At 71.1% G+C, this 15,603-nt stretch carries 12 protein-coding genes; 6 read left to right on the top strand and 6 right to left on the bottom strand.

Translation table 11 applies throughout. The features are described from left to right. Nucleotides 1–36 precede the first annotated feature (36 nt). Entirely contained in the window at nucleotides 37–585 is a 549-nt protein-coding gene (locus Aco04nite_RS10055; RefSeq protein ID WP_212996921.1) for a sigma-70 family RNA polymerase sigma factor, read from the top strand. Here the strand turns inward: Aco04nite_RS10055 and Aco04nite_RS10050 are convergent. Both Aco04nite_RS10050 and Aco04nite_RS10045 read right to left on the bottom strand, forming a co-directional pair. Continuing rightward, nucleotides 577–1,287: a hypothetical protein gene (locus Aco04nite_RS10050; protein WP_212996920.1), complete on the bottom strand. Its 711-nt coding sequence runs from the start codon at nucleotides 1,285–1,287 to the stop codon at nucleotides 577–579. The two genes, Aco04nite_RS10055 and Aco04nite_RS10050, sit on opposite strands and share 9 nt — an antisense overlap. 99 nt (nucleotides 1,288–1,386) lie before the next feature. Continuing rightward, nucleotides 1,387–2,445 (bottom strand): acyl-CoA dehydrogenase family protein, encoded by a 1,059-nt coding sequence (locus Aco04nite_RS10045; RefSeq protein ID WP_212996919.1) that lies wholly within the window; start codon nucleotides 2,443–2,445, stop codon nucleotides 1,387–1,389. Between the two features lie 337 nt (nucleotides 2,446–2,782). On the opposite strand from Aco04nite_RS10045, the gene Aco04nite_RS10040 reads away from it, so the two are divergent. Both Aco04nite_RS10040 and Aco04nite_RS10035 read left to right on the top strand, forming a co-directional pair. Beyond that, on the top strand, nucleotides 2,783–3,325 hold the full coding sequence (locus tag Aco04nite_RS10040) for an alpha/beta fold hydrolase (RefSeq protein WP_212996918.1): 543 nt from the start codon (nucleotides 2,783–2,785) through the stop codon (nucleotides 3,323–3,325). 27 nt (nucleotides 3,326–3,352) lie between these two features. Continuing rightward, nucleotides 3,353–3,601, top strand: coding sequence for an alpha/beta fold hydrolase (locus tag Aco04nite_RS10035; RefSeq protein WP_212996917.1), 249 nt, complete (start codon nucleotides 3,353–3,355; stop codon nucleotides 3,599–3,601). Nucleotides 3,602–3,617: 16 nt separating this feature from the next. Here Aco04nite_RS10035 and Aco04nite_RS10030 read toward each other — a convergent pair whose 3' ends face one another. Beyond that, nucleotides 3,618–5,291: an aminotransferase class V-fold PLP-dependent enzyme gene (locus Aco04nite_RS10030; protein ID WP_308161629.1), complete on the bottom strand. Its 1,674-nt coding sequence runs from the start codon at nucleotides 5,289–5,291 to the stop codon at nucleotides 3,618–3,620. 79 nt (nucleotides 5,292–5,370) lie between these two features. Further along, complete coding sequence (locus Aco04nite_RS10025) at nucleotides 5,371–8,649, bottom strand: S8 family serine peptidase (RefSeq protein WP_212996916.1); 3,279 nt, start codon at nucleotides 8,647–8,649, stop codon at nucleotides 5,371–5,373. Between the two features lie 90 nt (nucleotides 8,650–8,739). Between Aco04nite_RS10025 and Aco04nite_RS10020 the strand changes: the two genes are divergently transcribed. From Aco04nite_RS10020 to Aco04nite_RS10010, 3 genes are all read left to right on the top strand, one after another. Then, the gene (locus tag Aco04nite_RS10020; protein WP_212996915.1) at nucleotides 8,740–9,651 is read left to right on the top strand and encodes a pyridoxamine 5'-phosphate oxidase family protein; all 912 of its coding nucleotides are present in this window, start codon (nucleotides 8,740–8,742) and stop codon (nucleotides 9,649–9,651) included. A 303-nt stretch (nucleotides 9,652–9,954) separates the two neighbouring features. Further along, a complete protein-coding gene (locus Aco04nite_RS10015; protein ID WP_244875862.1) occupies nucleotides 9,955–11,076 on the top strand; it encodes an LCP family protein in 1,122 nt (373 codons plus the stop codon). Nucleotides 11,077–11,131: 55 nt separating this feature from the next. Then, the gene (locus Aco04nite_RS10010) at nucleotides 11,132–13,159 is read left to right on the top strand and encodes a hypothetical protein (RefSeq protein WP_212996913.1); all 2,028 of its coding nucleotides are present in this window, start codon (nucleotides 11,132–11,134) and stop codon (nucleotides 13,157–13,159) included. Nucleotides 13,160–13,162: 3 nt separating this feature from the next. On the opposite strand, the gene Aco04nite_RS49555 is transcribed toward Aco04nite_RS10010, so the two are convergent. Both Aco04nite_RS49555 and Aco04nite_RS10000 read right to left on the bottom strand, forming a co-directional pair. Beyond that, nucleotides 13,163–14,356, bottom strand: a complete 1,194-nt coding sequence (locus tag Aco04nite_RS49555; protein ID WP_212996912.1) for a beta-ketoacyl-[acyl-carrier-protein] synthase family protein — start codon at nucleotides 14,354–14,356, stop codon at nucleotides 13,163–13,165. Nucleotides 14,357–14,376: 20 nt separating this feature from the next. After that, nucleotides 14,377–15,597, bottom strand: coding sequence for a threonine synthase (locus Aco04nite_RS10000; RefSeq protein WP_212996911.1), 1,221 nt, complete (start codon nucleotides 15,595–15,597; stop codon nucleotides 14,377–14,379). Nucleotides 15,598–15,603 lie beyond the last annotated feature (6 nt).

Raw genomic sequence — 15,603 nt, 5'->3', positions numbered from 1 at the left:
GCCGCCGCCGCCTTTCGCGAGTACGGGGGGATCGTCGTGACCTGCGTCCAGGAACCGTCCACGCACTACCAGGAAATGCCCTCCACGCACTACCGGGAAATGGACGACCGGATGACCGCGCTGCACGCCGGGCACTCCCGCGACGTCATGCGCTACCTGCTAGTCCTGACCCGCGGCGAACGGCACACCGCCGAGGACCTGCTGCAGGAGACGATGCTGCGCGCCTGGCGGCACATCGGCGCCCTGCCTCGCGACGAGGAGAGCGCCCGGCGGTGGCTGTTCACCGTCGCCCGGCGGCTGGTCATCGACGCCGTCCGGATGCGCCGCACCCGGCCCACCGAGATCGGCCTGGTCGACTTCACCTGGATCCCCGGCGCCGACGACACCACCGCGTCCGCGCTGGCCACCCACTCCATGAAGCACGCGTTCAACCGGCTCAGCCCGGCCCACCGCGACATCCTGTCCGAGGTCTACCTGCGCGGCAGCAGCACCGAGGAGATCGCCGAGAAGTTCGGCCTCCCGGTCGGCACGGTCAAATCCCGCGCGCATTACGCATTACGGGCGCTCAAGACCGCTCTAGCGTGAAAAGTACGCCTTGACGCTGGTCGGCTGCTTCCCGGCGTACTTGGCGTTGGCGGCCTCGGCGCTGCCGTTGAGCCCGACGATCTCGGAGTCCCCCGCGCCGACCGTGACCAGCCCGCGGACCGGGAACGTCGCGATCGCCTGCTGGGTGCGCCCCGGCGGGGGAACATCCCAGACGATGTAGACAAGCCGCACCCTGATCGGTACGTCGTTGTCGTTGTAGACGCTCACCCAGGAGAACCGCTCGTTGCGGCCGACCTCCTCGCCGTCGTCGTCCAGCAGCTCCGTCTGCGGGTCGAACTCCACCTCGACCGGCTCGACGACCTGCGCGCGCAGCACCTTGACCCGCACGTCGTCGACGCGGGTCAGGTCCTCGCCGGTGAAGCGCAGCACGTCGACGTTCGGGCCGGGCGGCGTCACCAGCTCACCCCGGTCGCTGCCGAAGATCGTCGACACCTCGATGTCCGGCAGCTCGGCGCCGAGGAAGTCGATCGCGGTCAGCTCCAGCAGCGGGGCGAACGTGTCGGTGCCGTTGTTGTCGATCGTCAGCAGCTGGTTGATCGTGTCCTCCTCCGCGCTCTCCCCCTCGTAATCGAACACGAGGGCGGTCGGCGCGGCGGACAGCGCGACGGGAGCCAGCACGGGCACGACACACCCACCGAGCAGCAGGGGAAGGACAAGGAGGGACACACCGCGCGCGAACACCGCCGAAGGATAGTGGACCGTCTTTTCCTGGAACGCCCCGGCTGCGTGCTCGTCCCCCTCTGTCCGGAGCGCCCCGGCGGCGTGCTCGTCCCCCTTGGTTCAGAGCGCTGCGGCTGCGTGCTCGTCCCCTGCCAGCACGGCGCCCGCGGCGGCTACGACGTCGTCGCTGACCATCTCGTGCCGGGCCGCCGCGTGGACGTCGGCCAGGCGCCGGTCCAGGGTGTCCCCGAGGTCCAGCTCGGCCTTGCCGGCGGCGTCGTGGACCAGGTCGACGGCGCGGGCGGCGTTCTGCGCCGCGGACGCGATCGCCAGCCGCAACCTCGCCCGCCGTACGGCGTCGCTGCCCTCCGCGGCCATCTCCGACATCAGGTACGCGAACCCGCCGTCCCGCAACGACGTCGCCCGCGCCACCGCGACCCCCGCGAAGTCACGCCCCAGTGCGGTGTCCCGCACCCGTTCGGCGACGTCGTCGATGGCGGCCCGCGCGATGCCCAGCGCCACGGCGGCGACGCCGAACGCGAACAGCGACCTCGTGGGGAACGTGTAGAGCCAGCCGGGGTCCGAGGGCTGGTCGGTCAGGGCGTACGAGTGCGTGTGCGGCACGAAGAGCCCCGCCACGTCGAACTCCCGGGCCCCGGCCCCGCGCAGCCCCGCGGCCGGCTCGCCGTGGTGGACCGTCACCGCCGTCACCGGCAACAGCATCTGCCGCACCGCCACCCCGCCGATCAGACACCCGGCCGACAGCCACGTCGCGTGCTCGGCGCCGCCCGAGACCGCCCAGTGCCCGCTCACCAGGAACCCGCCCGGCACCGCGATCGCCCGCCCGGCCGGCTCCGGGACCACCGCCATCGCCAGCCCCGGATCGTCCAGGAGCTCCGCGGTCACCCCCTGCGGCAGGAACCCGAGCGCCAGCCCCGCCACCGCGCCGACCATCACCGACCAGCCCACCGACCCGTCCGCCCAGCCCAGCTCCTCGAGCACCCCGGCGGTGACCAGCGGGTCGGCCTCGACCCCACCCGCCCAACGCGGCGCGGCGAGCCGGAACACTCCGGTGCGGGCCAGCCGGGAATGCAGCGCGCCGGGAATAGTGCCGGTCGCGGCGATCCCCGGGGCCAGCTCGCGGATCCTGGGGGTCAGCGCCCGGATGTCGTTCAACATGCAAGTACACAACGGACCACGGGCCCGCCAGTTCACCTCAGGGGCGACGGGGCTCGGGTTGCGTACCCGAAGCCTCTGCTCTGATCCGCCTCAGCACCCGCTGAAGCAGCAGGTCACCGCCCTGAGGGGGCCCGTCCAGACGCAGAAATCTCGTCACGTCGGCGAGCGGGCAGACCTTCTTGTTCCGCATGCTATTGGTACGGCTCCGGGTGCCCGTCCGGTTCAGCTCGCCGCGGAAGACTGACCGGAGGTGTCCGGGGGCTCAGGCCCGCGCCGATCGCCGATCGGTGCTTATCTGTTTGCTTCGGCGGCGGACAGGTCACATGCTCAGGGGCCTATGAGGACAGTTGTGGACGGTTTCGTAGAAGTTCCCCATGGTTACCTCTACTACCGCCAGCATGGGCACGGACCGGATGTCGTGCTGCTCAACGCGGGTCTGGCCGACATGAGGATGTGGGATACGACCCTGGCGTGGCTCGCCGGCATCGCCCGGGTCACCACCTGGGACTACCGCGACACCGGCTTGTCGTCCTGGAGCAGCGGGTCATACAGCGAGATCGACGACCTCGAGGCGGTGCTGGACGCCGTCGGTGTCTCCCGGGCCACGCTGGTGGGCGTGTCCGACGGCGGGCGCCAGGCACTGGCCTTCGCGCACCGGCACCCGGACCGGGTGTCCAAGGTGTGCGCCGTGGCCAGCTCGTTCGGCGAGTTCCCCGACCCGTCCGCGCAGGAGACCGCCGCCCGCCGGCGGATGCGCGAGGTGTTCGCCGAGGTGGAGGAACATGTGCGCAACCGGGACATTCTCGCCGCCTCGGTCGTGGACGTCGATGCGTGGAGCCCTGCGGCCGACCCTGACGATCGGCGCCGGTTGATCGGCTGACATGTCGCGAACGCCCGGATTCTGACGATGGAGCAGTACCACGGCGTGGAGCTCGACCCGCCGGTCAAGACACGGTTCGCGGAAATCGGCACCCCCGTCGCCGTCTTCGCGGGCGGCCGGGACTTCGAGGGCACACAGCTGTGGGCGAAACGGCTCGCGGACCAGGCACCCACGGCCAGCCTGTTCACCGCGCCGGACGCGGACCACTACCCGATGTTCTCCGACCCCGGGCAATTCGAGCGTTTCCTGCGCGAAGCCGTCGCCAACCCCGGCTGAGGGAGCTGGATGTTGTTCAGGTCGCGGCGGCGTTGCGGGCAGCGCGGTAGGTCTGGTCCAGGCAGGTGTCGGGCAGCAGGAACCAGCGGAGGCGTTCGAACTCCTCGGGGAGGGCGAGGTCGGAGCCGTCGGCCGGCTCGGCGCGGGCGGTCATGCGGGTGCGGGCCTCGTCCAGATATCCGGCCAGGACCTCTTCGCCGAGGCCGTGGCGGGGTGCGGGCATGGTGATCGTGCCGTCCGCGCCCAGGGAGAGGTCGGCGAGGCGGACCCGGGGTGCCGGGTGGGCGGCGTGGGTCCAGCGGCCGGTGCGCGGGTCGAAGCGGTAGTCGGGGAGCATCCGGGCGCCGAATCGGGCGACGAGGTCCACGGCCTCGACGAGGTACTCGGCGACCGTGTCCGACAGGAAGTACGCGAAGTTGAGGCGGGTCCAGCCTGGTTTGATGCCTTCCCAGCCGGCGAGGATGCCGTCCTGGAACTCGCGGGAGCGGGCGTCGCCGATGCCGAGGAGGCGGTGGCCGTAGGGGCTGGCGCAGGAGCAGCCGCTGCGGGACTGGATGCCGAAGAGGTCGTTGAGCAGCGCCGCGACGAAGTTGTGGTGCAGGTGGCGGATGCCGGCGCGGATCTGGAAGGACGCGATGGCGAGGCGGTCGGCGTGGATGTCGCCGAGCAGGTCGAGGTTGTCCAGGGTGGTCCAGCGGGTCAGGGCACGCTCCCAGAGGGTGTGTTCGCGGGCGGCGATGGCGTCGGTGCCGACGGCTTCCTTGACGGCGAAGGCGAGGCCGGCGCGGATCGATTCGACGACCGCCGGGGTGCCGCCCTCCTCGCGGGCGATGGGGTCGTCGAGGTATCGGTGGGTGCTGCGGTTGACGAACGCGACCGTGCCGCCGCCGGGGCTGACGGGCACCCGGTTGGTGAGCAGGGCGCGCTTGATCACGAGCACGCCGGGGGTCTGCGGGCCGCCGACGAACTTGTGCGGGGAGAGGAACACCGCGTCCTTGCCGGTCATCCCGATCGGCAGGTAGGCGCCGGCGGTCGCGTAGTCCCAGCAGGAGAGCGCGCCGAATTCCTTCAGCAGGGCACAGACCCCGGCCACGTCGGTGATCTGGCCGGTCACATTGGACGCGGCCGAGAAACTGCCGATGAGAGTACGCCCGGAGCAGCCCGACAACCGCAACCGCAGGTCGGCCAGGTCCACCCCGCCGTGCCGGTCGGCGCCCACCTCCACCACCTCGGCGATCGTCTCGCGCCACGGCAGTTCGTTGGAGTGGTGCTCGTACGGCCCGACGAGGACGACCGGGGGTTCGGCGGGCGGCGTACACGTGTCCTGAAGTTGCTCGGGCACGCGCAGGCCGAGGATGCCGACGAGTTTGTTGACCGCGCCGGTGACCCCCGAGCCGCAGAACAGCACCACGTCGTCCGGGCCGGCACCGACCCCGCGGTGGATGATCGCGCGGGCCTCCTCGCGCAGCGCCGTGGTCTGCGAACCCGTCGCCGTCGCCTCGGTGTGCGTGTTCGCGTAGCGGGTGAGGACCTGTTCGCGGACGAAGTCCTCCACGAAGTCCAGTGCCTGGCCGGAGGCGGTGTAGTCGGCGTACGTGAGCCGGCGCGGCCCGTACGGTCCGTCCAGGATGTCCCCGGCGCCGATCAGGCCCCGGCGGATCCGTTCGAGCATGGGTGTGTCCATGTCCATGGATACTCCACCTTCCACGCCACCGGCGCGGCCCCCGAAAGCCGTCAATTGGGCCCAGGGGCCGTGCCGGTGTCCGCTCTCAGTACCGGAACGCGCGGATGATCTTCTGCGTGGTGGTGTTGCCGCTGCTGTCGGCCGCGCTCGCCCGTAGCGACACGTAGCCCCTGCCCCGGGGCCGCGCGATGAGCGCGACGCCCTGCTCGCCGGCCCGGAGCACCGGCGCGGGACGCCACGTGGCGCCGTCGTCGAACGAGACGTCCACGCCGAGCTTCGTGGTGTGCGCCTCGGCGGCACCCACCTGCCGCTCCAGCGTGACCGGGATGCTCAGCAGCGGACCGGCCGCCGCCTGCCCGGTGACGTCCACCCGCGGCGTGTAGCGGATCGCGGTCATCGGCAGCTTCACCAGCTGCCCGTCCGGGACGTGCCCGGACCTGAACGTCCACTCCCCGGTGACCCGGGTCGACAGCGTGAACGCCGGGTCGCTGCGGAAATCGGCGACGATCTTGTAGGTGCCGGTCGCCGCCGGGACGTCGAACGCCTGGGGCGTCTCGTCGTCCTCGCCCACCTTGACGCCGTTGCGGTAGACGGTCAGCGCGGCCGAGCCCTCGCGGGTGAAGCGGAACCCGGCGTGCCCCGCGTTGTCGCCGAACAGGGGTCCCGGACCGTTCAGCACATCACCGGCGTAGCGGGTGGCGTGCTGCTGGGCGAAGTCCGGCTCCGGGAAGGCCGGCCCGATGACCGGGTTCGCCCAGTTCTCGGTGTACGCCTTCCCGGCCCGGTACGACCTCCACGCCGACTGGTAGTACGTGTACCCGCTCTGTGCGGATGCCATCTGCCACTCGGTCTGCTTGTCCTGCGTGTAGTACTCGGTGACCGTGGCCGGCACGTCGTAGCTGTAGTTGGGCATCGTGCCGTGGCCCTCGGTGTTGCGGTAGACCGCCGAGTTGCCCGGCGCGCGGGCGACAGCGTTGCGGCTGGCCTGGACGCCGGCCACATCAGCGCCGACGCTCGCGTGCACGGTCGCGAAGTCCTTCGCCTTCAGGTCCTTGGCGAGGCCCGCCATCTGCGTACCCTGCTCGTAGAAGTAGGCGCGGTAGACGTACGCGACGTTCGAGATCTCGCCGGGCGGCCCGAACATGCCGCTGACGTACGAGTTGAAGCCCGGCGTGCGCCCGGTGCCGATCTGCCCGGTCCAGATGTAGCTGAGCGGGATGTTGGTCAGGTTCGCGTACGGGTCGTTGCTGCCCCAGATCTCCGGTTCCCTGGTCCGGATGGTCCACCCGGCCTCCTGGTAGAGCGGCGTGGCCTCCTTCCTCGGCAGCGACAACCTGACCTGCTTCGCCGCCCGCGCGTCCACGCTCAGGGTGCGGTCGCGATCCATGACCACGGTCGGGGCGACCAGCGACACGACCCGGTACTCGTCGTTCACCACGGTCTCGACGTAGGTCTGCACGACGTAGTGGCCGACCGGCAGGCCGACCGTCGTCGACGCCTCGTTGGCGAAGACCTGCGAGGTGCCGCGGTCGAGGTCGACGAGCAGCGTGACCCAGTTCTGATCCGCCGTGGGCGCCCTGCCGTCCTGGCCGATCGCCTCGAGCGTCAGCGCGTGCCGCTCGACGTCCAGCGCGAACGGGGTCTCGACGCGTACGGTCCCGCCGGTCGCGACGAGCTGCCCGGTGTACGCCGTGGCGGCCAGCGCGGCGCTGTCCGCGGTGACCGTGACCTTCGCGGTGCCGCCCGCGGGGATCGTCACGGACGCGGGGCTGACCGTGAACGCTCCCGCCGGTGCGGCCTCGCGCGGGTGCACGGCAACCGCGAGCGTCAGGGCGGTGGGGCCGCTGTTCGCGTACGTGACGGTGTTCCGGGTCGTGCCGCGCTGCAGCGCGAGGCTCACCGGCTCTGCGGTGACCTGCTGGCCGATGCCGCGGGCGACGTCGACGAGCCCGGCGCCCTGGTCGTAGGAACCGGCGTTCGGGCTCGGGTTCGCCGCGGCCATCAGGGTCGCCTTGATCCACGCCGGCGCCCAGTCCGGGTGCTGCTGGGTCAGGATCGCGGCGGCACCCGCCACGTGCGGGGTCGCCATCGACGTGCCGTTCAGCGCCGTGTATCGCGGGTTCGTACCGGTGGGCGGAAACTCGGAGTCCGCGCTGAGCGCGGCGACGATGCCGACACCCGGCGCGGTGACGTCCGGCTTCAACCCGTAGTCGCCGACGCGGGGGCCGCGGCTGGAGAAGGACGCCATCGCACCGGTCTTGTCGACCGCGCCGACCGTCAGCGCGTCCGGCGAGCTCCCCGGGGAGTCGACCGTCGCCGCGGCGTCGCCGTCGTTGCCCGCGGCGACGACGAACAGCACGCCATAACGGGTGGTGAGGTCGTGGACGGCGGCCTCGATCGGGTCGGTCGCCGGGGTGTCCGGGCCGCCCAGGCTGATGTTGGCGACCTTGACGCCCTGCTCGGCGGCCCAGGTCATGCCCGCGATGATGGCCGAGTCGGAACAGCCTTCCGCCACGCAGACCTTCGCGCTGTAGATGCTCGCGCCCGGGGCCACGCCCTTGTAGCGCCCGTCCGACGCGGCTCCGGTGCCGGCGATCGTGGAGGCCACGTGCGTACCGTGCCCGACGTGGTCGCGGGTGTCGCCGTCCGTGGTGAAGTCCTGGGCGGCGGTGACCTGGCCGGTGAGGTCCGGGTGGGTGGTGTCGACGCCGGTGTCGATCACGCCGACCTTGACGCCCTTGCCGGTCAGGCCCGCCGACCAGGCGGCGGGGGCACCGATCATCGGGACGCTGACATCCAGCGACGGCTTGCGCAGCCCGTCGAGCCAGATCTCGTCGATACCCGGCGCGCCTGACCTGCGTGCCGCGGTGACACTGGTCCAGAGGGCGGTGCTGTGCTCCTGCTCGACGGCGACCGCGTTGACGGCCGGCAGGTCGCGGGTGACCCGGGCACCGGTGACGGTGCGACGGGCGGTGCTGCTCTGCGCGTACCTGATGATCAGGGGTAGGTCTCTGCCGTTGTCGTAGCCGAAGCCGATCAGCGTGGAGATGTCGAAGAGCCGCTCGTCGAGGCGCTCGTCGCGCAGCAGCGGCACCGCGTCGGCCGGGATCACCCGGACGCTCCTGCCCGCACTGCTGGTGTAGAACGGGATGTGCTCGCGGCCGGGGCCGGGCGAGACGTCGACGGTGGTCTGTCCCGCGACGGCCCCGACGTGCACCGTGTCACCCGTTATCAGGGTGACGTCGTGGACGGCGGTGGTGTCCTGGGGTGCGATTGCTGTTTCCTGGGCCGTGGCGGGAGTGGTGACGGCTGTGGCAGTCACTCCGGCGAGCAGCGTGATGACCAGAAGGGGTACCGGTCGCATCGAACTCCTTGGGCGCGAAGGTTGCGTCCGCAACACAGACTCCGCCCCGATGTCCACGTTCAGGTCAGTGATCCACTTCACTCCGGCCCGATGCTGCATCATGTCCGCGTGATGCTCGCCGATCCCTCCGTGGCACCGCTGGTCGATGCCTACCGCACCTGTGAATTCGCCACCCTCGCCAAGGACGGCACGCCCGTGCCGTGGCCGACGTCGGGGCTGCCGCGCACCGACGGGACCTTTCTGCTGACGACCTCCATCGCCTTCCCGCAGAAGGCCTTCAACGTGCGCCGGGACGCCCGGGTCGCCCTGCTCTTCTCCGAGCCCACCGGCAGCGGCCTCGACAACCCGCCGCACGTCCTCGTCAAGGGCACCGCCACCTGCGCCGACGCGGTGCACACCGAGCCGTCCGGGGATCTGGGCGAGCTGTGGAAGCGGCTCCTGGTCCGGCAGCCGCACTCGCGGGGATACCTGTCGTTCCCGGCGCGCCGGATCGCCGACTGGTATTTCATGCGGCTGCTGATCGACGTGCAGCCGACATCGGTGGAGGTGCTCGACGCTCCCACGGGTTCTTCGACGGTGTCAGAGTCCACTGTGGCGGGAAGCGGGCTGCTCTCGGCGTACCCCAATGCTGTGGTTTCGGGTCTTGATGCCGCTGGTGCGCCCGTGCTGCGCCGGACCGCCGTGGCCGACCACCCGGGAGGCTTTACTGTCTCCCTGCCCGCGGAGGCAGGCTTCGAGCCCGGACCCGGTGCCCTGCTGGTGCATCGGCACGACGAGAAGCTGAACAAGATGCACCACGCGCTGATCAAGGGCACGCTCGGCCGTGACGGGGACACGTGGGTGCTCGCGCCGTCGGGCGTGATCGAGCCGGCGGGGCGCGGGCCGCGTGACACGCTGACGACCCTGCGCCGCTGCCGGGCGACCACCGGGCGCTATCTCGCGAAACGGGGACTGGCCCGGCCTTCCGTGCCGTGGGCGGCGTATCGGGACTTGATCAACTAAGAGACGGATCTCACAGCCTGTGAGCGCTCGGGTAGCGCAGATTTGGACACCTCTGCCCAAATAGCGCTTCCCGGGACGCACGGAAGCCGTTTCAGGGCGCCGAAAAGTTCCTTCCACGGCTTTAGGGCCGATCTCCGGGGCGAACGGGAAGACACAGGATCTTGGGCTAGCATTCCGCCGCTGCATGACTTTCTTGATCTATGCAATCTTCAGAGGGTCGGCGCCCGTCTTAATAGTGAGGGTCCACCGGCCGAAAGGACTGTTGTGACGAAGAAAGCGCGAGCGAGGCGGAACCGCTCCCCCGTGTGGACACGCTGGCTGATCGGCGCCGGCGTCTTCCTGGTGGTGGCCAGCGGCGGCTCACTCGTCGCCACCAACGTCGTGCTGAAGTCCGCCACCGGCGCGGTCGCCCAGCAGAACCTGCTCGGCAACGCGGTGACCACCACCGAACGCAAGCACGCCGACGTCAAGGGCGCCAAGAACATCCTGCTCGTCGGTCTCGACACCCGGCCCAGCTGGAAGAACAAGGAACCGAGCCGCTCCGACTCGATCATCCTGCTGCACCTGCCGGAGGACCACTCCCAGCCGTACCTCATCTCGCTGCCCCGCGACAGCTACGTGGACATCCCCGCGTACGACAACGGCGCGCAGAGCTACCCGGGCGGCAAGAACAAAATCAACTCCGCGTTCGCCTTCGGCAGCCGCGGCCTCGACGGCGCCAAGGCCGAGTCGCACGGCTTCGAGCTGCTCGCCCTCACCATCAAGAAGCTCACCGGCATCACCCCCGACGCGGGCGCCATCATCGACTTCACCGGCTTCAAGGACGTCGTCAACGTCCTCGGCAAGGTCTGCATGTACGTCGACGAGGACGTCACCTCCATCCACGTCGGCTACACCGCGAGCGGCAAGCAGGCCGTCCCGTACAAGACCGACTCCGCGGGCCTCAACCCCCGCAAGGTCCCCGGCGTCACCGCCAACTTCTACAAGAAGGGCGACCACTGCTTCACGCCGACCGAGGCCCTCGACTACGCCCGCCAGCGTGACCTGCTCGCCCTCAAGGACTCCGACTACGGCCGGCAGCGCCACCAGCAGCAGCTCCTCAAGGCCATCATGAAGCAGGCCGTGAAGGACGGGTTCAACTCGCCCACCAAGCTCCCCAAGCTCATCACCGCCATCGGCAAGACGATGACGGTCGACAGCGGTGGCATCTCGCTCGAGGACTGGGCGTTCGCGATGCGCAACACCAAGCCCGACGACATCGTCACCATCAAGACCAACAACGGCAAGTTCAACAGCGAGTCCGTGTCCGGCATCGGCAGCGTCGAGATCCTCAGCGACACGACGATGGAGCTTTTGCAGGCCGTGAAGAAGGACCAGGTGTCGGCGTTCCTGCAGGAAAACCCCTCCTGGATCGCTGACAGCTGACGTTCGTTGAGTGCGGTTGACGGGTGAGGGCCCGGCTTTTGGGATAGTGCTCGCCGTGGTCGATGGTTTGCATGAGGTGGACTGGGCGGCGCTGGAGCACGCGTATGGGTCGGCCGAGGATGTTCCGGCGATGTTGACGGCATTGCGGTCGGCGGACCCGGCGGAGCGGAAAACAGCGCTGGACAGCTTCTACGGCGCGGTGCACCACCAGGGCGACGTGTACCGCAGCACCACGGCGAGCCTGCCGTTCCTGTTCGATTTCGCCGTTGATCCCGGCACCCCCGGGCGGGCCGGGATCGTCGGGCTGCTCGTCAGCATCGGTCGTGAGGCGGTCGCGCGGGCGGAACCCGGGGATGGCGAGGAGTTCGGGCCGCTCAATTACGCGGGCGCGGCGGCAGTGGTGCGGGCGCGGGCCGCGGTGTTCGGCGGCTTCGTGGCGGAGGACGATCCGGAGGTACGCCGGGCCGCTGTTCCGGCGCTGGGGTTGTTCTTCGATGACGGGGAGCGGGCGGCGGCGATGCTGCGGGCGCGGCTGATCGCCGAGCCTGGTGTCGCCGAGCGGTTGCTCGTGGTGGAGACCATGGCGACGCTGGCTCTGCGGCTGCCGGGGTGTGCCGCGGGTGCCGTGGTGTGGTTCGACGGGATCGCTGGTGATGCCGGGGTGGATGCCACCACCCGGCTCGCCGCGGTGGTGCACCGTTTCCGGGTCGAGCCCGGGGACGGGCTGGTTCCGGTCGTGCTGGGGCTGCTGCGGGGGATGGCGCAGGCCTCGGAGCTGTCCGGTTTCCTGGATGCGTCTCCCGGGCGGGTCACTGCGTCGGGTGGCGGGGCACCGCCGCAGATCGTTGCCGCGTTTACGGAACTCGTCCGGCACCATCAGGTGCACACACCGGCGACGACGGTGCTGAGGACCCTCCATCAGGCGCTCGAGGGACGGGTGGCCGAGCGGACGGCATTGCTGGCGGAGCAGTTGCGCAGCCCCGATCCCGGTGCTCGGCTGGACGCCCTGCGGATGGCCGAGGACCTGATGACGACGTGGCGGGGCGATCACACGACGCTCGTCCTGCTGGTCGCCGGGCATCTCGGGGAGGCGGATCACGGGATCGCCGCGGAGGCCGCGGCGACGCTCGAGAAGTGCCATGCGATCGCCGAGCCGGCCCGGGAGGCGCTGGCAGCCTTCGTCGCCGGGCACGGCACCACGGCGTGGGGAGCGTCCGAACCGGAGCTCAGGCGGGCTTACCAGGAGGCGGTGCGAGCGCTGGCCCACTTCGGTGACGGTCGCGCCGTGCCGATTCTCCTGGCCGCACTTGACGACGACGTGGATGGCTGGCGCGCGATCGATGTCGCCGGAAGCCTGGGGCAGGCGGCGGCGGAGTTCGTGCCGCGCCTCTGCGACCACCTCCGCCGGGTCGATCTCGCTGGGCAATGGGCGCGGATGAGTGCACAGCCATTGCTGTCCGCGCTCTCCGGCCTCGGTGACGCGGCGGCGGTGCCGTGCGTCGCCGACGTACTCGCGGCGGCGGTGCGGCACGAGCAGAACGACGTCGCGTGCGCGGCGCTGACGACGCTGACCGCGTTCGGGCTCGCGGCGGCCCCCGCGCTCGCCACGATCCGGTCGCTGACCGGGGCGGGCGACAGTCAGGTGCGGGCAGCCGCCGTCGTCGCGCTCCAGTCCGCCGGCGGCCCGGCGGAAACGCTCGCGCGGGAACTGCTGGCCGGAGATCTGTGGTTCCAGCTCACGGCCGCCGCCGACGTGCTCGGTGCCATCGGCACACCGGCCGCGGCGGCCCTGCCTCGCCTGTGGGAGTTGCTCACCCACAGCTACGACTGGGTACGGCTCCACTGCGCGGCAGCGCTCTGGGACATCGACGGGTCCCCCGTCGTGCTGGACGTCCTGCTGACGGCCTGGGAGAAGAATCCCGCAGCGGCCCCCTTCGTCGTCGGGTGCCTGGGCAGGATGGGAGATGCCGCGGGACCGGCCCTGCCGATGCTGCGTGCGGAGCTGGCCCGCCCGCGCCGCGACGACTTCGGCAGCATCCACGCCGACGAGGAGCTGCTGCGGGCCATCCGCGAGATCGTCTGAGAGTCAGGGGTGGCGGCGCAGGGCGAGGACGGCGTTGTGGCCGCCGAAGCCGTACGAGTTGCTGAGGGCGATGTTTCCGTTGGCCGGGAGGGGCTGCGGTTTTTCTGTGACCAGGTTGAGGGTGCCGTCCTGGTCGGTGCAGCCGACCGTGGGCGGGATGAGGCCGTGGTGCAGGGTGAGGGCCGTAATCACGGCTTCGACGCCGCCTGCGCCGCCCTGCAGGTGGCCGATGGCTCCCTTCGGGGCGGTGACCGGGACGTCCGGGCCGAAGAGGGCGAGCAGGGCGCGGGTTTCCGCGGCGTCGCCGGCGACGGTCGCGGTGGCGTGGGCGTTGATGTGGGCGACGTCGGAGGGTACGGCGTCCGCGTCCGCGAGGGCTTTCGTCAGCGCTGCTGTGATGCCGGTGGCGTCGGGGCGGGGGGCCACGACGTGGTGGGCGTCGGCGGACAGGCCCCAGCCGGCGGCTTCGCAGTAGATGCGGGCGCCGCGGGCGAGGGCGTGGTCGCGGGATTCGAGGATGAGCAGGCCGGCGCCTTCGCCGAGGACGAAGCCGTCGCGGGTGCGGTCGAAGGGGCGGGAGCCGGTCGCGGACAGCGCTCGCATCGCGGCGAAGGACCCGAGGACCGTCGGGTTGATGATGGCCTCGGTGCCGCCGGCTATCGCGATGTCGGTGTGGCCGTGACGGATGCGGTCCAGGGCCTGGCCGATGGCTTCGGTGCCGGAGGCGCAGGCCGAGACGACCGTGCGGGCCTCGCCGCGGGCGCCGAGGTCCATGGCGATGTGGGCGGAGGCGGCGCTGGGGATCGCCATCGGGGCGGTGCGGGGTGCCAGGGGGCGGCCGTGCACGATGCGGTCGGCGGTGAGCAGGACCTCGATGCCGCCCATGATGGTGCCGAGGGTGACCCCGACGCGGGCCGGGTCGAGGATGCCGTCGTGCAGGTCGCGCGGGCCGAACCCGGCGTCGGCCCAGGCTTCGCGGGCGGCGGTGACGGCGAACTGGGCGGAGCGGTTCATCGTGCGGGCCTGGACGGGCGGGAGCGTCGGGGTGGGGGCCGGCGCGGCGACGTACCCGTCATCGCGGGCCCGGACCCCGCACTCGCCGGACAGCAGGCCCCGCCACAACGAGGCCGTGTCGGGGCCCAGCGGCGTGACCGCCCCGCACCCCGTCACCACCACTCTCCGCAAGATCTTCGCCACTCACCGACCATATTGGAGCGTCAGCGGCGCGGGGAGATCTCTCCGGTCACGGGAAGTGTCGGAACGTCGACCGGGATGGTGGACGGGTAGAGGAGACCGGTGCCGGTGTTGAGCACGACCACCCGGTCACCGGCGCCGATGAAGCCGGTGGCGCGCAGGTCCCGGGCAGCCGCGAAACACGCCGCGCCTTCGGGGCAGACGAACGTGCCCTCGTCCGCGGCGAGGCGGCGCTGTTCGAGGAGCAGGTCGTCGTCGCTGACCGCGATCGCCGTGCCGCCGGTCTCGCGGACCGCGCGGAGCACGAGGAAGTCGCCCAGCGCCTTGGGGACGGTGATGCCGAACGCCACCGTGTGCGCGTCCGGGAACGGCTCGCTCACGTCCGCGCCGGCGGTGAAGGCATCCACGATCGGCGCGCAGCCCTCGGCCTGGACGGCGACGAGGCGCGGCAGGCGAGGGCCGATCCAGCCCAGCTCCTGCATCTCCAGCAGCGCCTTCCAGATGCCGATCAGCCCGACGCCGCCGCCGGTCGGGTAGAGGATGACGTCGGGGACCTGCCAGCCGAGCTGCTCGGCGATCTCGTAGCCCATCGTCTTCTTGCCCTCGAGGCGGTACGGCTCCTTGAGCGTCGACACCTCCTGGTAGCCGCCGCGCGAGCGGACCGCCGCGTTGATGATCTTGCCTGCGTCGCCGATCAGGCCGTCCACGAGGTAGAGCTCCGCGCCCGCGGCGACGCATTCCGTGCGGGTGATGGCGGGGGCCGCGACCGGCATGGCGATCAGGCTCTCCAGGCCGGCCCGGGCCGCGTAGACCGCCCAGGCCGCGCCCGCGTTGCCGTTGGTGGGCATCGCGACGCCCTTGACGCCGAGCTCGGCCGCACGGGACACCCCGACGGCGGCCCCGCGGGCCTTGAACGAGCCGGTCGGGATCAGACCCTCGTCCTTCATCAGCAGATTCGGTACGCCGATCCGCGCGCCGTAGCGCGGCAGGGGCAGTAACGGCGTCATCCCCTCCCCCAGCGTCACCACCGATGCGGGGTCCCGGACCGGCAGCATCTCGTGATAGCGCCACAGCGTCGCGGGCCGGCCCGCGAGTGCCTCCCGGGTCAGCGTGCGCGCGGCCAGCTCGATGTCGTAGCGGGCGAGCAGCGGCACTCCCTCGTCGCTGACACCCTGCACGGTGTCGGCGTCGTACTTCTGCGCGGTGCGCGAGCATTCGAGGTGGCTCAGGGCCGAGTAGGTCATGAAGAC

It is taken from the genome of Winogradskya consettensis (genome assembly GCF_018332715.1).
GTDB classification, from domain to species: Bacteria; Actinomycetota; Actinomycetes; order Mycobacteriales; family Micromonosporaceae; genus Actinoplanes; species Actinoplanes consettensis.
Note: the sequence above shows the minus strand (reverse complement) of the source record. Positions and strands in the feature narration are given on the sequence as shown.